The following is a 23,137-nucleotide window of genomic DNA, read 5'->3' on the forward strand; positions in this document are numbered from 1 at the left end:
ACCGCCTGGTGTGGGCCATGAGTTCGGATCGACGAGGGCCGCGGCAATGAGCTCTATGACCTCCTGGTGGTCATCATCGGACAGCTTCGCCAGGGCCTTCTCGACATCAAGCGCAAGATCGACCGTGTACGCCATCGCGCACCCCCGTGCTCCGTGATCGTCTGGAGCTGGCACCGTACGGCTCGACGGGCGAGCGCCTGGGGGCCTGTGGATAACTCGGACTCCGCGTCAGACCCAGGGCACCTTGGCTACATCACTCACCCAGCCCCGGATGCGTGTGAGGTCCCTTTAACTACCGTTGCATTCGCCTGAGTTGAGGATCAGCAGCACGAGACAATGACGCGCGAGGAGCCACGCGTCTCTCGTCAGCCCGTTGATCTTGTACACGCGCTCCTGCGATCCGAAGCCCGCCGTTGCCGGTTCACCGGCACCGGACCGGGCAGACACGGCTTCTTCATCGTCTCCGCCACGGACGGTTAGGAGCAGACAAGGCTGGCCGGCAAGTGCGGTGACACCGGTGGCTGCGCTACATGGCGGTCTGGCCCGCCGCCTGGGGATGGCTGTCGATCCATGACAGGCCGCCGAGGTCGAGGCGGCTGCGGGCGCGCGTGACGGCGACGTAGGCGAGACGGGCGTCGGTGTCGCTCACAGGTTCCGGAATCGGGCGGCCCTGGGCATCGTGCTGGTCGGTGTCTTTCGGTTCGGGGAAGTCGTCGGCGACCTTCACGGTGGGCCATTCGCGGCCCTTGGCCTTGTGGGCGGTGGAGACGGTGACGTCGGCGGTCGATTCGTCGGTCAGTTCGTCCACGGCGGTGAGGATGGCGTCGGGTCCGTGGGTGTCGACGAGATCGACGAAGGGCTGGAGGTCGCGGCCGGCCGGGTCGTAGGCGGCGTAGTCCTGCAGTTCGCCCCAGGAGGAGAACAGCACCAGCTCCGGATGGTTGGTGCGGCGGCCGTTCTTGAGGTCGCGGGCGGCGTGGGCCAGCGCGGCCAATTGTTGTCCTCCCCGGGTCAGGGCGACGCGGTGTCCCTCGGCGAGCAGGCGCATGACTTCGGCCATAGCGCCGATGTTGGTGCGGCACAGCACCGCATCAGGGCAGGCGATGTCGCCGACCTCGGCAAGGATGGTATCCGTTCCGGTCAGCCGGATGGGGGCGTCGGCGAGGGCGAGCCACCGGTTTGCCTCTGCCGCGATCTGCGGCCCGAAGCGGAAGGAGCGTGTCAGGGTCAGCTGCGCCGCGTCGAATCTGGTCATCACGTCGCGGGCGCCGCGCCAGCCGTAGATGGCCTGGGCTGAGTCGCCGACCATGACCAGCTGAGCATGGTCGCGTTGGGCGGCGAAGACGTGTTCCAGGACGGGGTTGGTGTCCTGGGCTTCGTCGAGGAAGAGGTAGTCCGCCTCGATCTTCGGTCCGGTCAGGGCCCACATCTTCAGGTAGTGGTCGTGCTCGAAGCGGACCGTGCCGAGCTCGGGATCCTGCAGGTCTGTCCAGGCTTTGGCGGCGAACGGCAGGATCACCTCCGCGAGGTGGGCCTGCTCTTCGGGTGTGTCCAGGCCTCGCAGGCCGGGCACATGCTGGCGGGCCAGGCTGCGGTCGGCGGAGTAGCAGAAGCGGGTCACCGTTCGTACGACGGCGTGGGACAGCGTCCGCTGTGTGAGGTCGCGCTCCCCGATTCGGACGGGGCGGGTGATGCCGAGGGCCTGGCCGGTTTTCCACGCCGGCTGGCGTGGGCTGCCGAGGCGGCGGGCATAGCGGTGGCCGAGAGCGGCGTAGGCCGTGGCGTGGGCCGTCTTGCACCGCACCGTGCGCGGGAAGCGGCCCACGGCGTCGCGGGCGATATCCTTGTTGAAGGCCAGGTACCTGCCCCGGCGTGTGGTACTGGCCGCCAGAAGCGCAAGGGTGCTGGTCTTCCCGGTGCCCGCCCCGGCCTGCAGGACGAGGTTGTGGCCAGCACGGAAGGTGTCGGCGGCATGCGCCTGTTCATCGGTCGGGGTGTGCAACAAGAGCTCCGTACTGCGCAAGAAAGAGCTGGAAGACGGGGCCGCCGCGCACAACGCCGCGGTGCGGCGGTCAGGGTGCGGCGGCGGACGGGTGGCGGCGGTTGAGGAGGCCGGCCGCGCAAGAAAGCACTTCTTCACGGGTGTGCTGCTGAAGCAGGCTTTCCAAGCGGGCCGTCAGGCGGCGTTGGCGTTCTTGCTCGCTGCGCTCGACTTCCTGGGCCAGGCGCTGGCCGAGGAAGTCGCTGGGGAGCTGGCCGTTGGCCACCGCAGCCTTGCGGACGGCCTTGGTGGCGGTGCGGCCGAGGTTCACGTTGAGCCGGAGATGGCCGCTGTGGTCGGGGTAGTGGGTGGCGAGGATGTCGATGGGCAGTTGCCCGTCGAGTCTGCGCCGCATCCGGTGCAGGGCAGTGCCCGGGCTCTTCGCGCTCTGCAGAGTCATCAGCCGCGTGCGGTCGGCGTTCTCGGCGAGCGCCACGTGCTTGCGGGCACAGCGCAGTTCACGGCAGGAGGCGGGCCGGGTCAAGGTGATCTCGATGGCATAGTGCCGCGTCACACCCGCACCCCCCACCCGGGGTGACCTGCCGGACCGCCCCGGCGTCTGAGCGTGGGCACCCGGATGTGGATGTGGTCGCTGTGCAGGAGCGGGTCAAAGGACTCCCACTCGGCCAGGGCCAGATCGGCCGCCGTAGGAACGGCGGAGTGCTGCGGGCAGCGCTGGGAACGCCAGCGCAACTGCTCCGCGTAGGGCAAGGCGGCGAGGCTGTAGACAGCCATGGTCTCAGCGGCTGGGGCCAGTTGGCCGGCGTGAGCACTGACGGGCATCAGACTCCAATGCCCGCCACGGGTGCCGGACGTGAGAACCGGGCTGGTGCATCGGTGGCGGCGCCGGGTCTGGGCGACGCACTGGATCTCTTCGACGGGACGGGCGGCAAGGTAGCGGACATACAGGATCTGCACGGTCGGCCGGGCCGGTCGGCAGCCGGACGCGGCGGGCGCGGGATTGCAAGCGGGCTCGGCCGGTGGCGGGGTGAAGGCGCCGGCGTCGATCAGGCGGCGGGTGTTGACGGCCAGCATGCGCCGCAACTCGGCTAGTTCAGGAGCCGCCTGCGGGGCGGGTCGGGCGGGGCACAGCACAGCGTGGGGCAGTCGGCACCAGGGCGTCCCATCGTGCGACGGGTGGGCGACGCCAGAGCTGACGTGCCAGCAACAGGCGGCTGGCACGGCGCTCACGAGCACTTCGCCCGGATGCAGGCGCACGGCACTGTGCCTGCCGCGCTGGTACCACTCGATCCGGTTGCCGCAGTCGCGGCACCGGTCGCTCTGGCCGCAGCGCAGCAGCCGACTGACCGCGCCGGGCGCAACGCGCAGGGACCGGCGGGCAGGGACATGAACCGGGCTGCCGTCCCAGCGCCGGGCAGCAGCAGGAGGTGTGGAGCACATGAGGACGAAGCTGCCAGCCAACACGCCCCTTCACCGGGACCTGCGCCGCGAGATCCCCCAAGTGGCCCCTACCAAGGCGACACGCGCACGAAAAGGCGATCACTTTTTCGATGCCGGATGGCCGGTTCGGGTGATTTCCCGCAGGCTGCGGGCGCCCGTTCAGCCGTCGGGCGAGCCGGGCAGGTCGTGGCCCTCGCACAGCGTGCCGAACAGGTCGTCGAGGGGTGTACCGAGGGCGTGCGCCAGGGCGTGCCAGGTCTTGAGGCTGCCGACGGTGCGGCCCTGCTCGATCTCGATGACGGTCCGCCTGGCCAGGCCGCTTCGCGCCGCGAGTTCGTCATAGCTCCACCCATGCTCGGAGCGCAGACGCGCGAGCTTCAGACGCAGCGCGTTCAGGTCCGGCTCGGGCGGCAAGATCGTCACCTGACCATCCGACGGTGCAGACCACTGCCCTGTCAGTGCAGACCTCTGCCCTATTTGCGCAGGCTGGCACAGTGAGCAGTAGGGCAGAGGTCTGCACTACGGTGGGCGGCCGTCCCCGTCCGCCCCGGGCCGGGACAGGCACGAGGCAGCGGGAGGAGCACGCACCCATGAGGCTGCGCACACCTTGTTCTGCGACGGCGCGCGCATGGACCGTGGAGCTGCGTTCCCAGCGGGGCGGCATCACCCTGGTCTGCCCGCACTGCCCGCATTCGGGCGGTCGCGTCGGGCCCGGGTCCGCCCGCGCGGCAGCCCTGGCCCATCTCGCGCGGCATGCCCGTACCGGTCTGCTTGCCGCCCATCTTCGTATCTGCCAGTGCCACGAGCGGGGCTGCCGCTGGCACGCCCGCCATCGCGGCTGCGCCGGGCCCGTCCGGCTCTTGCTGGCCCGGGAGCGCGGAGGCCGAGTGTGGCGGCTGGCCGATGCCTGCACCGCCTGCGCGGCGGCCACGGAGCAGGCCGCCGTGGTGCCGGACACGGTGCTGTTCCCACGCCACCAGGCACGACGTGCCGCACGTCGGCGCCACCGTGCGGCAAGGGGTCCGGGCGACCGGGTTCGGGTGGCGGAGATGCTCAGTTACCTCGCCGCCGCGCTTCCGTGCGGTATGTCTGCTGCAGCCAGGTTGATCGCCCTGCAGTGCGCGCTGCGCATGGACTCCCGCATGCTGGTGCGGCTTCCGGTAGGCGTACTTCGCGGTCTTCGCCTCAGTACTCCGCACCTGTGGCAGGAATTGGAAGAGGCGCGCTGGCTCCGTACGCTGCCCGGCCGTCCAGGCGAAGTAGTCGCCGAGTTGCTGGACTCGGCGTTGCTCAGTCAGTACCCTTCCCGGCCTGACCGGCATCGCGCCGCCGACTGGGCGCTTCGTGCCGGACACGCAGCGCGAACAGTCGGTGAAGACCCCCACGTGCAACTGCTGAGCATCTACATCAGTGCACTCAGCGATCCGGCGACCGGCCAGGGGCAGGGGGAAATCGACCGGATGCAACGCGAGTGCGCGCTGGAGGAGCACGGCGTACTCACGGCACTGGACCGACTCATGGCAATCGGCTCATGCGCGTGGTGGCGAGCATGCCCGGACACCGGTGACGTGCAGTGGTGTTGCACCAGTGAGCCCGTCATGGAGGATGCCGGCCCTAGCCCTGGTTGACGGCGCCGGCCGCGGCCGCCCCGTTCCGCACTCCTGCACCTGCCGGTGCACTGCTCTTTCTCTCTACGCCTGCTCGCCGACGCACAGCATTTCGGTGACCGCCGGTGGCGGGCCACTTCTCCAGCCGTCTTCGACAGCTTTGAGGACTGCCGCCCGGGTACCCCTCGCCCATGCGTTCTGACTGGTGGCAAGGACGATTTCGTCTGCGCCGAGAAGCTGGGCGGCTCGCACGAGTCTGGCGGCCGACTCTTGCGTGCCGTACTTCTTCCCTTTGAGGGTGTTGTTGGACTTGGCTTCGCCGACGATGATGCGCCCGTCGGCGACCAGACAGAGGTCAATCTCGATGGAACCGTCCGAGTCCGTGACTTCCAACTCGGGCGACCACAGCACGGAAGAGGCCTTCTGCCGCAACTGGTGGGCGGCGAGTAGGGGGACGTCGCCATGGCTGCGCAGCAGATTGCGGACGACCTGGTCGATCGTGTAGTACCAATGCGGCTCAGGATCCTTCGAGTACCACCGTCTTCTTGTGACACCACTGGTGTACCCGCAGGCTTCGCAGTCGAAGGTGGATCCGACCCGCTCGATGCGGTAGAAGGCCTCGAAGTGGCAGCGAGCGCAGTTGAGCAGGAGGCCGCGGCGCAGGACATTCGCGTCCAAGAGCCGGTCTGCAAGGTCACGGGCCTCGAAGATGTCGATGTCCAGTGTTGTCTTGATGTCCTCGAGGGCGACGTAGCCGTCACCCCGGACGGCATAGCCGACGCCGTAGTCACCGTCGCGTTTGGGAGCCAGGAAGGAATTGAGCACTTTGCGAACCGGACCGGTCAGGTCGGCTGCGAGTGCCTCGGGAGATCCCCACATCTCCGCCGCGATGGCGGCACGGCGTCCCGCGTCCGAGCGTTCCACCGTGGCACCGCGTGCGCGGGCCAGTTCCTCGAACAGCTTGTCCGCCGACGGAAAGTGCAGCAAGGGACGTGCGTGTCGGGCGTCGGGAGTGGCGAAGCCCATATTCGCGGAGATGAACGTGACCGAGTGCCGGGCTGCGCGCACGACCGCGTCGGGCAGCCCCCCTGTTTCCTGAGTCAGGCACGAACTGCTCAGAGCGGTACGGGCGGGGAGCGTGTGGCGCGGCAGCCAGACGTCGACGTACCAGTGCAGTTCTGTCCCGATATGCGTGGCCGCTTCCGCTTCGGGCAGCTGAAGCGGGGCCAGGATCGAAATGCCGCCGGCCTCCTGGCCCGTGGGCGCGCTCTGGCGAAGCTGATAGGAGGCGGGGTCCGCCAGCAGCGACATCGCATCGTGTTCGGCAACGGCGGAAGGGCTGACCGCTTGGGCCTTGCGGATCCCCAAGGGCACAGGTGATCCGTCATCGACCTGCATGGTCATCCCTGCAAAGGGTCGGTTGAGGTCGTCGGCCAGTGCCTCCAGTACTTCGTGAGGTTCACTGACGCTTGTCACCAGCACCGGCAGATCGCCGTCATCGTGGAGCGTCTGGAGGATATGGAGAGCGTTCTTGATCACTCGCTGGTAGGGGCTGTCATCTGCCAGCATGCGGGTCGGGATCCAGGCGCCAAGCCCGAACAAGCGATCACACAGCATCGCCAGAGCATGATCCTCGGCGGTCTCTCCGACCACGCACACCGCGGGGCCCGGAGGATAGGAGGACAGCTGTGTCGTCCAACGGCCGGCGTGCGCGAGGGGCGAGGCGGCCAGAAACTCGTCGGAGGTCAGCTCCTGCGGCGAGTCCCCTTCGGCCACCGCGCGGAAGCGGCTTCCGAGATCCCATCCCGTTGCTCGCGACTTACCGGTAACGGCCAGATGGATCAGTGCGGGCAGGTCCTCGTCCTCGACCGGCAACTCCATGATGTTTTCGTCCGGCCGGGCTACCGCGTCGGCAGAGCCGAGCCGTGTCTCCACCATCAGTGCGATCATCGGATCTACACCGGACAGATCGAGCGTCAACATCCGGCCGTCCGGGGGCACGGACACGGTCGCCAAGCTGCCGCGGGAGTCGTGCTCCTGGCCCAGATTGCGGACGTCGTGCGCCTCGAAGCGCTGCTTGTTCTGGCGAACCCCCTTGAATGGGGAACACCAGCTGTCCAGCTGACCAGCCAGCCCCTCCCAGCGCGGCATCGGAAGCGACAGGGAACTCAGGCGGTTCCAGGTGGTATCGCCGCTCTCGTCAGGGATTGCGTACTGGGCGACCATCCGGCCGCGCACCGTGGGATCCATACGTGCCGCGTCCTCCAGCGACGGCACCAGCCCGGCGACATGATCGGGGTCGTAGTTCCTGAGCGAGGGCAGCAGGCCGCTGTGAGTGGTGGCCTGCTCCGTCTCGCCGGACACGGGAAGGATCACCGCCCCCGAGCCGCCCCACACCCTCGACAACTGCATCACGGCACAGCGCGCCATGTATACCCAGTCAGCCATCGGCCGGTAGGCCAGGACGAAACGGGGAGCACGCAACCGGGCCCCGACAGGTCGGTATTCCAGCTGCTTCATCACGGTCATGGCATCCCATTCTGCGCGACAGCGTGCGGAATCCTCAGCGACGTCGCTCAGAGCCCCGTCGGCGGAAGGACGTGACAACGGCTCAGGCAGCTACTGCCCCGGCCGGCGACGGCGCATAACGCGGATGACACCGTCCGTTCCGGCAGATTCTCTAAGGTTGTGGTTTTCAACCTCGAGGACGTGGATGACTCGGGCCATCTGCTGGGTCTTGATGCGGAGGCTGTCCCGCTCTGCCCGGACCCGGATCAGGTCCTTCTTCTGTTTGTCACTCGCCTCTCGCTCTTTGTCGGTGAAGGGCCGCGGCGGGGTTTGTTGAGTCTTGACCAGGGCGTAAAAGAGGTCCTTGAGGCCAGTGTGTTTGTGGGTGAGTTTGTTCCGCCGCAGGCCGGCCTCCTCAGCCAACGACTTGATCGTGAGCTGCCCGTCGGAGCGAAGTGGTGCACCGACCAGAAGCCGGACCATGGCGTCGGTGATCATCCGGATCTCTGTGGCGTCTGTGCTGGTTCCCTGCTGGAGGGCGTCGGCGGCGTGCGCGAGGACCGCTCCGACGGTTTCAGCGATGGTGGCAGCCTGGCCCCCGTGACCCTCCTCGATAGGGGGTTTCAGCGTCGCTTCCGGATTCTGGAGCGGCTTCATCGGGTCTTCTCACTGGTCGGGCCGGTCGGGATCGCGGTGCTCTGGTGCCGTTCGATGATCTCGACGAGGACAGTCCGCCGTTGCTGCTGTCGGCGTGCGATGGGATAAGGGTCCAGCCCGGCTGCGGCGTCTGAGTCGATTTTGTCGATCTCTGCCTGGACGCCTGCGATGTGAGAGTCGGTGCGGCTGATGTTCGCGCAGGCCAGGTTGCAGCGGGATCGGTCGGGGGTCCGTCGCCTGCTGGTGCTGGTCTGGCCGAGTTCAGGGTCGCAAAGGGCTTTGAATGCATCGAAGTTGCAGGTCAGGAATGCCTTCGGGTCTTCGTAGACCTGTAGTTTCGGGTTCTTCACTAGGGCTCGGAGTTCTCGTTTGCCCAGGTAGGTGCCAGCGTATCGGTTCTCGAACTCCGTCGCGGCGGAGATGTACCGGCTGGCTGCGGGGCCGCTGACGCTCTCGCCGTCAGCAATGCGTTCGCGTGCTTCGGCAAGGGCATCGGCCAGGGCAAGGCCCTTCTCGAAGTCGAGGAGTTCGAGCATGTCCGCCTTCGAGCGTCCCGCGTACGACTCTCCGATCAAGGTCGCGGCATGGCCGAACTGCACTGCCAGAGCGATACGTCCGCCTGGCTGGCGGTGGATGAACCAGGCGATGGTCCGCCGGAACCGCCGCAGGACGACCGGGCCTTCGGGGTCCTTCGGGATCAGCTCGTGGGGACGGTCGAGGCGGATGGCCTGCTGGTTGGCCCAGGTGATGAAGCTGGCGATGCGCTTGGTGGCCATGTCGCTGGGCACTGCGTCGCCGCCCTCCAAGGAGGGCCGGTAACCTTTGGAGAAGCTGCGGGAGAAGAGCAGGTCACCGCTCTCTAGTTCCTCGACCACGGCTATGGACCGGGCCACGAACTCGAGGACCACCCAGGGATCGGGGCGGATCTCACCCTCGGGAATGGCGTTGCCCTCGTCGTCGGTGACCCCTTTGAAGTGACGCCCCGTGATCTTGTAGCGGGAGGTGCCGTCCTCGCGTTCCTCACGCGTGCAGCAACCTCTGGTCAGGTGCAGGACCTCCTCAGGGCGCATTCCGGACAAGTACGCGGTCGTGATTAGTGCTGCCGTGGACAAATGCAGGACCAGGGAAGTGATTTCGTCGAAGTCCAGTGAATTGGTCCAGGGCCGGTCTGCGATCCGGCCGGTGATCGGGACAACGAGTGGGGCATCAGGGCCGTAATGGCGAGGCTCCAGTTCGCGCCGAAGGCGCCTCTGGGCCACTGTGACCTGATGTGGGTCGACTCCGAGGGTTCCGGCGATGTACTGACGGTTGAGGGAGGGCAGGGTCTCCTTGCCGCCCCGGGATCGGGCGCTGGCCTTGATCGCGTCTTCCTGGAAGCCGGAGAATCCGGGCAGCGGCTTGCCCTCGGCGATCAGGCTTTTTAGGTAGTCGACGACGACCTGGCTGTCCCCGCGAGCTGAGACCCCCCGGGTGGAGTCGAGCAAGCGCAGGCGTTCGCGCCAGGCGGCCAGAATGTCCGGCCCGAGGTCGAGGACCATCCGCAGTGACCAGACCAGCAGGGGGGACATCACCGCCGGGTGGACGATCGGAATGTTGTTCTCGCCATCGGCTGCTGTATCCCTCGTGCCGAGGAAGTCGCTCATGACGGCCGCTGGGTCCTCCCAGGGAGGCATGATGAGACGGTCCTGCGGCAACAAGAATGGCGCGTATCCCCAGATCCGTGTAAGGCTCTTCGCTGCCCGCTGGTCGTGGTCCCACGATCTCCCGTAGGCCCGGATGTGTTCCGCGTACTCGCCCAAGTCCTCTCCGGTCACGGCAGCGAGTTCGGTGATGCCCCGCTTGACGAGCCAGTGGGCAAAATGAATCCAGAAGCTGAAGGTGAGCCGCAGGGCTCTGGGCGACATCACCTTCCGGGAAGCTGTCTCACGCAACAGCGCCTCGGGAGTGGGGAGGTTCATGACTGCCCAGCCCACCCGCATCAGCGAGGCCCTCAACGGCTCAGGGCAGCGGGCCCAGTTGACTATCTCAGTCTCCACCGTGTCTTTGTGCGTCATGTAGGACAGGCGCCAGATCAGTTCCCGGAAACGGGGCAGCTGATCGTCGGGGATGTTGGAACGGACTCGATGGGTGGGCAGGACCAGATCGTGGGGGGCCGGATCGGCGAGGCGGAAGCCGTCGCCCAAGGCGGTTGTTGTCACGGATCGAGTCTCCTGTCGAGCATGCGGTCGATGAGGTCGCGGTCTGCCTGGGCCAGGGTGGAGACCAGCTCCGCTCGGCTGTCCTGGCTGGTGTGGGTGTTCAGGAAGTCGGAGACGCGGGCGTAATGGCCTTGCCAGTCGGTTGTCCAGGCGGCTGCCGTCAGCGTCGAGCGGAGCCCCTCGATGACGTGGTGCAGATAGACGATCCGTGGCAGGTCGCGAGTGGTCGCCACCGCGTTGCGGCAGGCGAAACACAGCAGGAAGGAGACTCCGCAGGGTTTCCCGGCCGGGCCGAAGTCGGGGTTCTCGTAGTCGGTGCATGAGGCAACAGGTGTCTTGAGCCGGCCCTTCACGATGTTCATCGCGGTCTCGCGGTCGATTCCTGCGGCCTTGGCGACCTGTTCGGCGTCGTACTCCGTGTCCCCGGTGGCGCGAGCGACCAGCCGCATCTTCACCCGTTCCCGGGCATGCTCAACGGCCTTAGCCAGGCCAGATTCCACGACGTCGCGTGAGTTCTCGCGGACTGTCTCATCCTTCAGCAGGTAGTCACTGTCCTGGGTGGCCTGGGTGTTGTTGCGAGCTCGACCGTGGTGGATCTGAGCGCTATGCCGCAGCGGTTGAGCACTGACCCTGGGCGGGAGACGGACGCCCGACGCCCGCTGGTCGTGCGCCCAGTCCGTAATCGCCTGGCCGAGGGCGTTGCCATCTCGCATAGACCCTAGGTTTTCCGGTCCACCGGTCCCTCGCCGGGCGAGCAGGAGCATCGGGCTGGGCCGTCCCAGCCTCTCCAAGGTCAGCCTGGCCTGCCGGGTCAGGTCCAGGACCTGCTTCATTGCCCAGCCGCTGCTGTCTTCCCCGACGTCGACGAGATTGTTGCTGGAATGGCGGCGCTTTTTGCCGCGGCGGGCCTTGTCCGTGGCCAGCCGGTGGACCGCCGGTGAGTCGGAATCTCCGTCCGCGTTCGGGAAGGACGGCACCTGCATCTTCCGCAGCACAGACAGATTCCAGCCCTCGTGGACGATCAGCAGCACGGAGGCCGCCGCGATCTCCCGGACGGTCGGGAAGAGCCGGGCAAGGATGCTCCCGACGCCCTCGTCGCTCATCAGGCGGCGCGTCTCCTTGGCCAGGGCTCGGTGCTTGCCCGCGTACCGGGGAACGTCCCCAGTACGGCTGATGTGGTCCAGCATCTGGCCCCAGGCCCACTCGGAGCTCCCCTCGAGCAGTGCACCGTTGCGCCATCGCTCCATGAGCGCGACGTTCTTCTCGATGCGCAACCGGGCCGACCGCACCGTCGCGGCAGCCGCGTCACGGACCGTCTTCAAATCCGCCTTCGAGTGGGCGTGTTTGATCCCTGTCTTCTTCTCGGCGGCCGGTTTGCGGCGCGGGGTCGCCATGTAGGAGCGGGTCTCGACCGGCAGCTGGGGGCTCGCCTGGAGCACCGATCCGAAGGACCGGCGCACCGCGAAGTCCTGGCTCCAGGACTTCCACCAGAACACGTTGATCTGATCGACCGCGGTGATGGGCGGCTCGGCCGCAGCGGCGTCCCGCAGGAACTTGCGCAGGACCTTCGACGCGTTTTGGTAGGTGGCTTCACTGGTCCACCGCGCCCGGCCGTGCCGGGCCAGCAGTTCCACGACCTCAAGGCGCAGACCCTCTGGTCCGGGTGCGTTGCTGAAATCCCAGGTGCCCAGGTCCTCGCCCTTCTCACCGATCGCCCGAACGATCAGGCGCGTCGGATCGAGAACCGGCTCCCGTTCCCACCCTGCTGGGGGCAGGGCTGCCCGCCGGCCGGGCCCCGGCCCCTTCATTCCGCGTCCAGGATCAGGCCAGTGCGGGCCGACAACTCGGCGATCTTCTCCGCGTTAACCGGGTTGTCCTCGTCGTTCAGGAGCGCATCCAGCTGCAGCCCACGTACGGGCTCAAGATAAATGTCCCTGGTGACCTGCTCGTTCTTGTGTCCGAGCATGTCCTTGACCATCGACCACACCTGCCCGTAGACGTCCTCGTAGTGGCGGCGTTCTGCCGGTGTCAGCCCCAGTCGGCGGTCGAGCGCATTGTGTAGCGAAACGAGCACCCGCAGGGCCATCGAGTGCCGCAGCATGTGAGGAGTGGCGAACACGTCGAGCCCCAGTGCCTCGCAGCGGTCGCTCGCCCGCTCAAAAACCTTGGTCCAGTTCTTGTAGGAGAACGGCATGCCGTTCTCCGTCAGCCACAACATCGCTGGCTCGAGACCGTCCTCGGTTCGGATATAGAGTCTGAGCCGGTCCGCGGCGGTAAGCGTGTCCAGGGAGCCCTCGCCTCGGCGGCCGTCCCGCTCGGTCCACAGGACTCTTCTCTGCCGCGTGATCTTGTAGATGATCCTCTGGCCCGGCAGGTCGTCGTACGCACCCCTCGCCTGCGCGCCCCGTATCGCTTCAGCCCGCGTGCTCAGGCGATAGCCCATCACCCTCTGGAGAGCCGCGTGACCGGCGTAGAATGTGTGCCCGGCCCGCTTGGCAACCTGGTGGCCGACTTTCCCCGAGTAGTAATTCTGCCGGCCAAGTGCGGGGATCTCACACGTAAGGATCGTCCCGACCTCACGGCGGCGCATCCCAGTCGAGTACGTCAAGTCAGCGAAAGCGCGGTCGCGCCCGCCAAGCCGACCCCGCCACGACTCGTCCTCCAGGCCGTTGGGCAGCATGCCGCCAAGGCCCACGTTCCGCCACAGACGGAAGGCCCGCGGCGTCAACCACTTGACATCGGAATAGACCACATCGTTGGGCGACAATTCCGCGACCTCGGCCGTGCCGCCATCGGGCGTTCGAACGGTGCGCATCAGCACCGGGTTGATCTCCACGAAGTTGTAGCCGCTGGCCACCTTGTAGAAGAGCGTAAGGGCCGCTAGCTCCTTCGCCCACGTGGAGCCCTCGATCTTCTTGGGGTTCGCCGCCGCCCGGCGACGCCACTCCTCCCAGTCCTCCAGATCCTCGGGGACGGCCTCATCCCAATGCAGACCGCGCTGCCACAGAAATGTGAAGAACAACCGGTAGATCGGCGCGTACGTCTCCTGGGTCCCCTCAGCCTTGGCGGAAAACGCTGACCGTCGAAAGATCTCGCTCAGACGAGGATCCACTCTCCCCACAGGCGAAACCAGAATCGGCTGCCGATCACGGAACCTCAACGCCTTCTCCCGCTCCGGCAAATCACCCCATCCAGCTATCTCCCCCTCCCCCGGCGTACCCCCGTCACCCGTCCAGCTGAGCCACCACTCGTCCACAACACAAGACCTCTCCGCTGCAACACGTCCTGCGGCAACACAGCATATGTCCACAGAAGTTGAAGTCCCCGGGGCACACGAACCGAACGCCGGCGTCCCGGGCGATGTCCAGATCCCGCCGGGGCTCGGCCTGCGCGGCCCGCGCCACCAGCCCCGCCCAGCGCGTCCCGCTCACCCCCGGCAGCGGCTCCCCGCCGTCCCGCAACCGCCGGGCGACCTCCCGCACCCCGTACTCCCGCAGCCAGCGCCCGCCGGTCTCGTCGCCGGGTTCGATGACGCGGGTGAGCAGGACACGGCAGTGCAGGTCGCGGGCGTGCGGGTCGCCGGAGTGCGGGCCCCCGGAGTCCAGGTCGCCGGAGTGCAGGCCGCCGGAGTGCAGGCCGCCGGAGTCCGGGTCGCCGGAGTGCGGGCCCCCGGAGTCCGGGTCGCCGGAGTGCGAGCCGCCGGAGTGCAGGCCGCCGGAGTGATCGCGGGCGTGAGGGTCGCCGCCGGGATCGTCGCCCGCGCTCATGTCAGTGCCCCGATGGCCATGGGCACGCCCCGTGGGACTCCGGTGCGCAGCTGCAGGGCGAGGGCGACGTCCGTGGCGTCGGGCCGGTCGTGGCCGGCGAGGTCCGCGACCGTCCAGGCGACCCGCAGGACGCGATCCAGCCCGCGGGCGGTCAGCACGCCCCGTTCGAGGCTCCGCTCCGCCTCGTCCATGGCACCGGCCGCCGCGTGCCAGGTGCTGCGCAGTTCTCGCCCCGGCACCTCGCTGTTGGTCCGCCACGGTGTTCCGACGAGGCGTGCCGCCGCTCGCTCCCGGGCCGCCCTGACCCGGTCGGCGACCGTCGCGGTGGACTCGCCCCGGGCGCCTGGCTCGGTGAGCTGGGCCCGGGTCACGGGGTCGACCTCGACGCGGAGGTCGACCCGGTCGAGCAGGGGTCCGGACAGTCGCGCCTGATAGCGGCGGATCGCCGACGGCGGGCATTCGCACAGGGTGTCCCGCTGGGAGAAGCGGCCGCAGGGGCACGGGTTGGCCGCGAGCACCATGAGGAACCTCGCCGGGAACCGCACCACACCCGCGCTGCGCGCGATCACGACGTGCCCGGACTCCAGGGGCTGGCGCAGCGAGTCGAGCGTCTGGCTGTGGAACTCGGGGGCCTCGTCGAGGAAGAGCACTCCCCGGTGGGCCAGTGACACGGCACCGGGCCGTGCGATGCCCGGGCCGCCGCCGACCAGCGACTGCATGGTGGCCGAGTGGTGCGGGGCGCAGTAGGGGGCGACGTCGATGAGCGGCTTGCCCGGGGGCAGGAGTCCGGCCACCGAGTGCACGGCGGTGACCTCCAGGGACTCCTCCCGGGTGAGCCGGGGCAGGACGGCGGGCAGCCGCTCCGCGAGCATCGTCTTGCCGGCGCCGGGCGGCCCTTCCAGGAAGAGGTGATGGCCGCCCGCGGCGGACACCTCGACCGCCGTGCGCGCCGAGCGCTGGCCCACCACGTCGGCCAGGTCGTGGTCCTGCTCGTGCTGGGCGGTGCCCAGGCTGTGCATGCCGGTGGCGGCTCCGGTGCCGGGCACGCGCAGACCGGCCAGGAGCGGATCGGGGCGGCCCTACTCGTCCGGCATCTCCTCGGGCACCGGCTCGTCCGTCAGCACGGCGATCAGCTGCCGCAGGCTGCGGATGCCCAGCACCGACACCCCGGGCACCAGCGAGGCCTCCGCGGCGGCGCACTCCGGCACCACCACCTGCTCGTACCCAGCGTCGGCCGCGGCCAGCACCGCCGGCAGGACACCCCGGACCGGGCGCACCCGGCCGTCCAGTCCCAGCTCTCCGATCATCACGATGTCGGCGAGCACCCGCGGGTCGATCCGCTCGGCGGCGCCGAGCACCGCGCAGGCGACGGCGAGGTCGAAGCCGCTGCCCGCCTTCGGCACCGAAGCCGGGCTCAGGCCGACCGTGAGCTTCTTCGAGGGCCAGGAGGCGCCGGAGTTCACCACGGCCGCCCTCACCCGGTCCTTGCTCTCCGTCAAGCTCTTGTCCGGCAACCCCACCAGTGTGAACGCCGCCACCCCGGGCTCCAGGTCGGCCTGGACCTCGACGACCACGCCCTCGACGCCCACCAGCGCCACCGAGCACGTACGGGCGAATCCCATGTCAGGCCACCCCCCGCGCATGCTCGACGACCGGCGCGCCGCGGTCGGGCAGCAGGACGCCGACCAGGTCGATGCGGACGCCTCCGGGCGGGGCCCCGCCGTGGGCGTGGATCCACCGCTCGGCCAGGCCGCGCAGCCGTCCGGCCTTCTCGGGCGTTACCGCCGCCATCGGATGCTCGAAGCCACCGTTCCTGCGGGTCTTCACCTCGCAGACGACCAGCACGTCGCCGTCCCTGGCAACGATGTCGATCTCGCCCGTCCTGCCACCGCGCCAGTTGCGCTCCAGGACCGTCATCCCGGCCTCGACCAGCCGCCGTGCGGCCAGCTCCTCGCCGTACCTGCCGAGTGCACTGCGTGCGTTCATGTCGGCACCACCTCCGGCGCCAACGCTCACGCATCCGCCCCCAAGAAGTGGATCTTGGTGGATGGCTCAGCGGTTGTGGACAACTCCGTCACCCGCCCGGGAGCTCCGTCACCCGCCCTGGAGTTCCATCACCCGCCCGGGAGTTCCAGATCGCTCTTGTTCAGCTCCTCGATGTTCACGTCCTTGAACGTGAGGACGCGCACCTGCTTCACGAAGCGGGCGGGCCGGTACATGTCCCAGACCCAGGCGTCGGCCATCGACACCTCGAAGAACACCTCGCCCTGAACCGAGTGCACCTGCATCTCGTAGTCGTTGGTGAGGTAGAAGCGCCGCTCGGTCTCGATCACGTATTTGAACAGACCGACGACATCGCGGTACTCCCGGTAGAGCTTGAGCTCCATCTCGGTCTCGTACTTCTCGAGGTCCTCGGCGCTCATGGCATGTTCCCCTTCACCCGTGCGATCCCACCATTGTGCGCCAGTCCCGCGGGCCCCTAGACGATTTCCGGGTCAAGGGTCACGGGCCTGGCCGGGGGACCTTCGTCGAGCAGCCTCCGCAGCAGCTCGGCGAGTCTGGTCGGATACACCGTCTCATGCGCCCGGGTCAGTTCCTGGCACGTCCACCATCGAGCTCCGGCGACGCTGCGCCGCTCCAGCTCGGTCAGGCCGACCGCCTCGGTCACCGTCTGGGCCGTACGAGCCAAGTAGTACCACTCGTCCTGGTCCCAGCGGCGACCCGCGAACGGGAACGAGCACATACGCCGCCACAGCACCGGACCGAGTTCGACCTCGGTGATACCGGTCTCCTCGGTGAGTTCCCGCAGCGCGGCCTGTTCACGGGTCTCGTCGCCCTCCAGACCGCCGCCCGGAGTGAACCACCAGTCGTCGGCCGGATCGTCCGGCTCATGCCCGTGCAGCAGCAGGATACGGTCCTCGGGGTCGAGCAGGACGACCCTGGCGACCTTGCGCAGACCGCCCTGGTACGAGTCCTCGTGCGCGTCCCCCGGACCCCCGTCGTCCCTTGCGGCCGTCTCGCCCGCGTCCGTGGCCTCAGCCGGCACTGGCCGGCTCCGGCCGCGTGCCGGCGCGGGAGCGGGCCGCCCGCTTGGCGATCGGCCCGTACGCGCCGCCGCCGAGGACGAGGACCGCACCGCCGATGATCAGACCGACGATGATGCGCAGCGGGCCGGGCTGGGACAGGGCACCGAGGGACTCGAAGCCGGTGGGGCGCTTGAGCATGCCGTTCATCGGCCAGATGACGGCGTCCACGCGGGCGCTCACGGCATTGCGCGAGACGGTGCCTCGGGCCGCGTCCGTGAGGTGGGCGGTGGAGTCCAGGGAACCCTGGCGTTCGTCGCCGAGGAGGAAGAGCCGGCCCTGGGGGACCTTCACGGTCGGGATGTTCTTGGCCTCGGCCAGGCTGCCCTTGGGCAGATACGGCTCCTCGATCTGCTTGCCGTTGACGGTGAGCTTTCCGTCGGTGCAGCAGGAGACCGTGTCACCGCCGACCGCGACCACGCGCTTGACCACGTTCGCGTTGGTGACCCAGGACTTGTCGCGGAAGACGACGACGTCACCGCGGCGCACCTCGTCGCCGTCGACGCGCTGGGCCAGGACGCGGTCGCCCATGTTGATCGTCGGCGCCATCGAACTGGTGGGCACGGTGTACGGCCGGTAGATCACCGCTGCCCACGCGAATCCGCCGAGGAACAGCACCAGGCCCAGCGCGACGGCCAGCCCCGACAACCGCTGTCCCAGCCGGCTGCCGACCTGCGCCGTGCCTGTGCCGCCGCTGCGCGGGGCCGTACGTGTAGTGCTCTCGCCACCCATGGACCCGCACCCTACCCGGCGGTACGGGACCGGGGGAGCCCCTCTTTCGCGACCCCGGTCACAAGCTTTCCAAAGCTTTCACGGCTCCCGGAGGCCTTCACCGCCTCCTGGGGGCTTCACGGGGGGCGTGCCCGGGCCCCCGGCCCGTCAGCGGACCGGGGGCCTGAGCGAGGTCGCCGATTGCGGGCCTAAGCCCTGGTGCCGGACTCGGTGCTCCGGGCGGCGGTCCGCCTGCGCCGCCACACCGCCACCGGCAGCACGCCCACGAGCGCGAGGCCCTGCGGCGCGACCGAGAGGGACGCGGCGGCGGAGGACTGCTGGTCGAGGGGCTGGTCGAAGGTGTCCGGGACCGGCAGGGTGCCCCAGCGGTTGATCGGCCAGGCCTTGACGATGGCGCGCCCGACGACCTTGTCGACCGGGACCATGCCGTGGTTCTTGTCGTCCTGGTTGTAGCGCGAGTCACGCGAGTTCTGACGGTGGTCGCCCATCACCCAGATGTAGCCCTTGGGGACCTTCACCTTGAACTGGCCGCCCTGGTCGTCGACGCTGCACGGCGTGTTGCCGGGGTAGACATAGGGCTCGTTCAGCGCCTTGCCGTTGACCTTCAGCGGGCCCGAGCCCTTGCACTCGACCGTGTCGCCGCCGACGCCGATGACCCGCTTGATCAGGTCCTTCTCCTCGGCGGAGGGCATCAGGCCGATCCAGCTGAGGACCTGCTGCACGGCGTTGGGTGTGGGCGTCGGCTCGCCCTTGAGCCACTCGGCCGGGTCGTGGAAGACGACGACCTCGCCGCGCTCGGGCTCGGAGCCGAACCAGGGGGTGAGCTTGTCCACCAGGACGCGGTCGCCCTGCTGGAGGGTGTTCTGCATCGAGTCGGACGGGATCGAGAACGCCTGCACCAGGAACGTCTTGATCAGCAGCGCCAGCACCAGCGCGATGCCGACCAGGATGGGCAGCTCCTTCCAGAAGGAGCGGGGTTTCTTGGGGCCGGCGGCCGAGCCGCCCGGCCCGTCCTCCCCGCTCCCCGGCCGCTGCCCGCCCGAGGACGGGCCGCCGCCGGCCGGTCCGGGCTCATTCCCTGAGGTCATGTCGCCGTCCTGGCCGGGGACACTCTCTTCCGCGGGGCGCCCGGGGTGCTCCTCGCCGTCGTGTCCCGACCGTGCGCCAACCGCTACATCCCCCACGCCAACTCCTTACTCTGTGCCGCCGCCTGCCCCATGCACGACGCAGGCCCACCACTCCCATAACGAGCGGGAGTTCCGCAGGGGTCGGGAGTTGGAAGAATCCGTTCGGTTCGTCGGAGGCAACCCTATGCGACAGTTCGGGAGCGGCGGTCGACCCCGACACGGAGTTCGACACGCTTGCGAAGGTTTTAGGTTCCTGCAGCCTGGTCCAGTGCCCGACGGGCCAGCCGATCACCATGGCCCGGCCCACCACGGAGTCCTCGGAGACGGTGCCGCCGTAGTCGGTGTTCTGGTGCGCGCGGGAGTCGGCGGAGTTGGCCCGGTGGTCGCCCATCACCCACAGCCGTCCCTGCGGGACGGTGATGTCGAACGGGGTGGCGGAGGGGGCGTTGCCCGGATACAGATAGTCACCCTCGGTCAGGGGCACGCCGTTGACGGTCACCCGTCCCTGTGCGTCACAGCACTTGACGTGGTCGCCGCCGACCCCGATGACGCGCTTGATGAGGTCCTTCTCGTTGTCGGAGGGCAGCAGACCGATGAAGGTGAGCCCTTCCTTGAACTGCTTGACGACCACCGGATCGTTCTTCTTGGTGGTCTGCTCGTCCGCCAGCCAGCCGCCCGGGTCGTGGAAGACGACGACGTCCCCGCGCTGCGGCTTGGAGCCGAACCACGGGGTGAACTTGTCGACCAGGACGCGGTCGCCGATCCGGATCGTCTGCTCCATGGAGCCCGACGGGATGACGAAGGCCTGGACGAGGAACGTCTTCAGGACGAGGGCTATCAGGACGGCCACACCGACCAGCAGCGGTATCTCACGCACCGCACTGCGCCTGCGCTTGCGCTTGACCTTGCGCTGGAGCTTGCGCCGCTCCGCGCGGGAACGGCCGCCGGACGGGCTTGCGGCGCGCCGGGTCCCGGTGGGCAGCAGGTTCTCCGCGGCGCTGCTCGGCACACCGCGCGGTTTTCCGCGGTTACCCATGCGCGCCCTCCGCCGCGGGCACGCGCGCGTAGGCGGCGGGGCGGTCCAGGTGCCTCCAGTGGCCCGTCGGCCAGACGATCCAGTCGGCGCGGCCGATGACGTCCCCGACGGGGATCATGCCGCCGCCCGGGGAGCCCAGGTGGTCACGGGAGTCGCTGGAGTTGCTGCGGTGGTCGCCGAGGACGAACAGTGTGCCGTCGGGCACGACGACGTCGAAGGGGACGGCGGACGCACTGTCCCCCGGGTGGAGGAACGCCGTCTCGTCGACCGGCCGGCCGTTCACTTCGATCCTCCCCTCCTTGTCGCAGCAGACCACATGGTCTCTCCCCACACCTACAACGCGCTTGATGTAGTCGGCGTCCCCGAAATACCCGGTGCCGTCGAACACGACGACGTCACCGCGCCGCGGCTCGGCACCGAAACGGTACGCCAACTTATTTACGAGAACGCGGTCCCCGATCCTCAATCCCTCTTCCATGGATCCGCTGGGAATCTGGAAGGGTTGCACCACGAAAGTGTTGAGAAGCAGCAAAAACAGCAGGCAGACGAAGAGGGTGAGGGTGATCCACCCGCCCGGCAGCCACTCGGTGATCCGCGACACCAACGCGAAACGCGACCGTTCCTCCATGGCCCCCGTGTCGGGGCGGGAGGAGCGGTCGCGTTCCGTCGGCTGTGCTTCGGTGTCCATCGGAGCCAGATGCTATCCGGCCCCGCTGTGACGTCCGGGAAGCGCTCAGCTCTCGCGCTTCTCCTTGATCTTCGCGGCCTTGCCACGCAGCTCGCGCAGGTAGTACAGCTTCGCGCGACGCACGTCACCACGGGTGACGAGCTCGATCTTCTCGACGATCGGGGTGTGCACCGGGAAGGTGCGCTCGACGCCGACGGAGAACGAGACCTTGCGGACCGTGAAGGTCTCACGGACACCGGAGCCCTGACGGCGGATCACAACGCCCTTGAACTGCTGCACACGGGAGCGGTTGCCCTCGATGACGCGGACGTGGACGTTGACGGTGTCACCCGGACGGAAGGCTGGGATGTCGCTGCGCAGCGACGCGGAGTCGACGGAGTCGAGCAGGTGAGACATTTCGTCTGCTTTCTTCGCTGATGCCACAGGTCATCAACGGGAACTAGGTTTCCATGAGGACTGCCGTGCGGGTCGGGGCGGTCGTCGTGTCCCCCTGTGGCAGGGGCGCTCGCCGGACGGACGCACAGCAGCGGTCTATTGTTCCATGCCCTCTGGCCTGCGCCAAAATCGGCCGTACGGCTCCCCGTCCGGGTCCGGGGCCCAGCCCAGGATGGAGAGCATCTCGCGGTCCTTCTTGTCGAAGGCCTTGGGGTCGCAGCGCTCGATCAGATCGGGCCGGTTGGCCGACGTACGCCGGAGGGCCTCGTCCCGGCGCCAGCGGGCGATCTTGCCGTGGTGGCCGCTGAGCAGCACGTCCGGGATGTCCCGGCCGCGCCAGACGGGCGGCTTGGTGTAGACGGGACCCTCCAGGAGGCTCGCCATCGCGCCGGGCGCGAAGGAGTCGTCCCGGTGGGACTCGGCGTTGCCGAGGACGCCGGGCAGCAGCCGGGCGACGGCCTCCGTGACGACGAGCACGGCCGCCTCTCCGCCGGCCAGGACGTAGTCGCCGATGGACACCTCGTACACCGGCATCCGGGTGGCGTACTCGTCCATGACGCGCCGGTCGATGCCCTCGTAGCGGGCCGGCGTGAAGATCAGCCAGGGGCGCTCGGAGAGCTCCACGGCCAGTTCCTGGGTGAACGGGCGGCCGCTGGGGGTGGGGACGATCAGCGCGGGCGCGTGGGAGCCCGTCTCGTAGCCGTCGGCGAGGACGGAGTCCAGGGCGTCGCCCCAGGGGTCGGTCTTCATGACCATGCCGGGACCGCCGCCGTACGGCGTGTCGTCGACCGTGTTGTGCCGGTCGTACGTCCAGGACCGCAGGTCGTGCACGTGCACGTTCAGCTGCCCACGCGCGCGTGCCTTGCCGACCAGGGAGACGTTCAGCGGCTCCAGGTACTCGGGGAAGATCGTGACGACGTCGAGGCGCATCAGGACGCTTCTCCCGCCGAGTCCTGCGCGGAGTCCTGCGCCGGCTCCCGCGCGGAGCCCTCCGCCGGTTCCCGGGAGGAGGCGATCTCGGCCCGGTCGTCGATCAGGCCCGGCGGCGGCGAGACGACCGCCCGCTGCTCCTCCAGGTCGATCTCGGTGACGATCTCCTGGACGAACGGGATCATGACCTCGGTGCCGTCCGGCCGCTCCACGATGAACAGGTCCTGCGAGGGCAGGTGCGAGATCTCCGTGATCCGGCCGACCTCCATGCCGTCCTCGGTCACCACGTCGAGGTCGATGAGCTGGTGGTCGTAGTACTCGCCCTCGTCCTCGGGGAGCTCGTCGGGGTCGACCTCCGCGATCAGGAGCGTGTTGCGCAGCGCCTCGGCGGCGGTGCGATCGTCGACCCCGTCGAACCGCAGGAGGAGCCGACCGCTGTGCACCCGGCCGGCCGCGATGGTCAGCGGCCCCGCGGAGGCGGGATCGGTGGCGAGTACGGCGCCGGGGCCGAGCCTGAGTTCCGGCTCGTCGGTACGGACCTCTACGGTGACCTCGCCCTTGATGCCATGGGCGCGGCCGATCCGTGCGACTACCAGCTGCACTGTGCTTGCTCTCCTGTCATACGACTGCGGGCCGGGGACGGCCCAGTGGCCCTCCCCGGCCCGAGCCGGTGCTGCGAAACGTCAGCGGACGTGGTCCACGTCGACGAGGTCGACACGGACACCGCGGCCACCGATGGCGCCCACGACGGTGCGCAGGGCGCGCGCGGTGCGGCCGTTGCGGCCGATCACCTTGCCGAGGTCGTCGGGGTGGACCCGGACCTCGAGGACGCGCCCGCGGCGCAGGTTGCGCGAGGCGACCTGCACATCGTCAGGGTTGTCGACGATGCCCTTCACGAGGTGCTCAAGCGCCTCTTCGAGCATGCTG

General features: G+C 68.6%; 22 protein-coding genes and 1 pseudogene. 1 reads left to right on the forward strand and 22 read right to left on the reverse strand.

The window, feature by feature from the left end; all coding sequences use genetic code 11:
• Nucleotides 1-526: 526 nt before the first annotated feature.
• From AB0I54_RS26860 to AB0I54_RS26875, 4 genes are all read right to left on the reverse strand, one after another.
• Nucleotides 527-2,002 carry a UvrD-helicase domain-containing protein gene (locus tag AB0I54_RS26860; protein ID WP_363298721.1) on the reverse strand — a complete coding sequence of 492 codons (1,476 nt, stop codon included), beginning with the start codon at nucleotides 2,000-2,002 and terminating at the stop codon, nucleotides 527-529.
• 70 nt (nucleotides 2,003-2,072) lie between these two features.
• The gene (locus tag AB0I54_RS26865; protein ID WP_363298722.1) at nucleotides 2,073-2,555 is read right to left on the reverse strand and encodes a hypothetical protein; all 483 of its coding nucleotides are present in this window, start codon (nucleotides 2,553-2,555) and stop codon (nucleotides 2,073-2,075) included.
• Nucleotides 2,552-3,442, reverse strand: coding sequence for a DUF6083 domain-containing protein (locus tag AB0I54_RS26870; protein WP_363298723.1), 891 nt, complete (start codon nucleotides 3,440-3,442; stop codon nucleotides 2,552-2,554). Before AB0I54_RS26870 ends, AB0I54_RS26865 begins: the two co-directional genes overlap by 4 nt.
• Before the next feature lie 159 nt (nucleotides 3,443-3,601).
• Nucleotides 3,602-3,865 carry a helix-turn-helix transcriptional regulator gene (locus AB0I54_RS26875; RefSeq protein WP_363298724.1) on the reverse strand — a complete coding sequence of 88 codons (264 nt, stop codon included), beginning with the start codon at nucleotides 3,863-3,865 and terminating at the stop codon, nucleotides 3,602-3,604.
• A gap of 167 nt (nucleotides 3,866-4,032) precedes the next feature.
• Here AB0I54_RS26875 and AB0I54_RS26880 point away from each other — a divergent pair, with 167 nt between their 5' ends.
• Nucleotides 4,033-5,070 carry a hypothetical protein gene (locus AB0I54_RS26880; RefSeq protein WP_363298725.1) on the forward strand — a complete coding sequence of 346 codons (1,038 nt, stop codon included), beginning with the start codon at nucleotides 4,033-4,035 and terminating at the stop codon, nucleotides 5,068-5,070.
• A gap of 63 nt (nucleotides 5,071-5,133) precedes the next feature.
• Here the strand turns inward: AB0I54_RS26880 and AB0I54_RS26885 are convergent, their stop codons facing one another.
• The 18 genes and pseudogenes from AB0I54_RS26885 to AB0I54_RS26970 all read right to left on the reverse strand — a co-directional run bounded on the left by AB0I54_RS26885 (nucleotide 5,134) and on the right by AB0I54_RS26970 (nucleotide 23,133).
• Nucleotides 5,134-7,578 carry a hypothetical protein gene (locus AB0I54_RS26885; RefSeq protein WP_363298726.1) on the reverse strand — a complete coding sequence of 815 codons (2,445 nt, stop codon included), beginning with the start codon at nucleotides 7,576-7,578 and terminating at the stop codon, nucleotides 5,134-5,136.
• A 90-nt stretch (nucleotides 7,579-7,668) separates the two neighbouring features.
• Entirely contained in the window at nucleotides 7,669-8,214 is a 546-nt protein-coding gene (locus AB0I54_RS26890; RefSeq protein WP_363298727.1) for a hypothetical protein, read from the reverse strand.
• On the reverse strand, nucleotides 8,211-10,412 hold the full coding sequence (locus AB0I54_RS26895) for a hypothetical protein (RefSeq protein ID WP_363298728.1): 2,202 nt from the start codon (nucleotides 10,410-10,412) through the stop codon (nucleotides 8,211-8,213). Before AB0I54_RS26895 ends, AB0I54_RS26890 begins: the two co-directional genes overlap by 4 nt.
• Nucleotides 10,409-12,220, reverse strand: coding sequence for a hypothetical protein (locus AB0I54_RS26900; RefSeq protein ID WP_363298729.1), 1,812 nt, complete (start codon nucleotides 12,218-12,220; stop codon nucleotides 10,409-10,411). Before AB0I54_RS26900 ends, AB0I54_RS26895 begins: the two co-directional genes overlap by 4 nt.
• Entirely contained in the window at nucleotides 12,217-13,668 is a 1,452-nt protein-coding gene (locus tag AB0I54_RS26905) for an integrase (RefSeq protein WP_363298730.1), read from the reverse strand. The genes AB0I54_RS26900 and AB0I54_RS26905 overlap by 4 nt, the downstream gene beginning before the upstream one ends.
• On the reverse strand, nucleotides 13,637-14,179 hold the full coding sequence (locus AB0I54_RS26910; RefSeq protein WP_363298731.1) for a hypothetical protein: 543 nt from the start codon (nucleotides 14,177-14,179) through the stop codon (nucleotides 13,637-13,639). Before AB0I54_RS26910 ends, AB0I54_RS26905 begins: the two co-directional genes overlap by 32 nt.
• Nucleotides 14,176-15,801 (reverse strand): annotated as a pseudogene (locus AB0I54_RS26915) (YifB family Mg chelatase-like AAA ATPase). Before AB0I54_RS26915 ends, AB0I54_RS26910 begins: the two are co-directional and overlap by 4 nt.
• A 1-nt stretch (nucleotide 15,802) precedes the next feature.
• Nucleotides 15,803-16,165, reverse strand: coding sequence for a YraN family protein (locus tag AB0I54_RS26920; protein WP_363298732.1), 363 nt, complete (start codon nucleotides 16,163-16,165; stop codon nucleotides 15,803-15,805).
• Between the two features lie 128 nt (nucleotides 16,166-16,293).
• Complete coding sequence (locus AB0I54_RS26925; protein WP_003965949.1) at nucleotides 16,294-16,602, reverse strand: DUF2469 domain-containing protein; 309 nt, start codon at nucleotides 16,600-16,602, stop codon at nucleotides 16,294-16,296.
• Between the two features lie 56 nt (nucleotides 16,603-16,658).
• A complete protein-coding gene (locus tag AB0I54_RS26930) occupies nucleotides 16,659-17,135 on the reverse strand; it encodes an NUDIX hydrolase (protein ID WP_363298789.1) in 477 nt (158 codons plus the stop codon).
• 79 nt (nucleotides 17,136-17,214) lie between these two features.
• A complete protein-coding gene (gene lepB / locus AB0I54_RS26935; RefSeq protein ID WP_363298733.1) occupies nucleotides 17,215-17,994 on the reverse strand; it encodes a signal peptidase I in 780 nt (259 codons plus the stop codon).
• Between the two features lie 188 nt (nucleotides 17,995-18,182).
• Entirely contained in the window at nucleotides 18,183-19,178 is a 996-nt protein-coding gene (lepB, locus tag AB0I54_RS26940) for a signal peptidase I (RefSeq protein ID WP_363298734.1), read from the reverse strand.
• Nucleotides 19,066-20,157 (reverse strand): signal peptidase I, encoded by a 1,092-nt coding sequence (gene lepB / locus AB0I54_RS26945; RefSeq protein ID WP_363298735.1) that lies wholly within the window; start codon nucleotides 20,155-20,157, stop codon nucleotides 19,066-19,068. Before lepB (AB0I54_RS26945) ends, lepB (AB0I54_RS26940) begins: the two co-directional genes overlap by 113 nt.
• Entirely contained in the window at nucleotides 20,150-20,845 is a 696-nt protein-coding gene (lepB, locus tag AB0I54_RS26950) for a signal peptidase I (protein WP_363298736.1), read from the reverse strand. The genes lepB (AB0I54_RS26945) and lepB (AB0I54_RS26950) overlap by 8 nt, the downstream gene beginning before the upstream one ends.
• 45 nt (nucleotides 20,846-20,890) lie before the next feature.
• Nucleotides 20,891-21,241: a 50S ribosomal protein L19 gene (gene rplS, locus AB0I54_RS26955; protein ID WP_030612790.1), complete on the reverse strand. Its 351-nt coding sequence runs from the start codon at nucleotides 21,239-21,241 to the stop codon at nucleotides 20,891-20,893.
• Between the two features lie 135 nt (nucleotides 21,242-21,376).
• Nucleotides 21,377-22,210, reverse strand: coding sequence for a tRNA (guanosine(37)-N1)-methyltransferase TrmD (gene trmD / locus AB0I54_RS26960; RefSeq protein WP_363298737.1), 834 nt, complete (start codon nucleotides 22,208-22,210; stop codon nucleotides 21,377-21,379).
• Nucleotides 22,210-22,812, reverse strand: coding sequence for a ribosome maturation factor RimM (rimM, locus tag AB0I54_RS26965; protein WP_363298738.1), 603 nt, complete (start codon nucleotides 22,810-22,812; stop codon nucleotides 22,210-22,212). The genes trmD and rimM overlap by 1 nt, the downstream gene beginning before the upstream one ends.
• An 81-nt stretch (nucleotides 22,813-22,893) precedes the next feature.
• Nucleotides 22,894-23,133: an RNA-binding protein gene (locus AB0I54_RS26970; protein WP_003973401.1), complete on the reverse strand. Its 240-nt coding sequence runs from the start codon at nucleotides 23,131-23,133 to the stop codon at nucleotides 22,894-22,896.
• Nucleotides 23,134-23,137 lie beyond the last annotated feature (4 nt).

Source organism: Streptomyces sp. NPDC050625 (assembly GCF_040654755.1).
GTDB lineage: Bacteria > Actinomycetota > Actinomycetes > Streptomycetales > Streptomycetaceae > Streptomyces.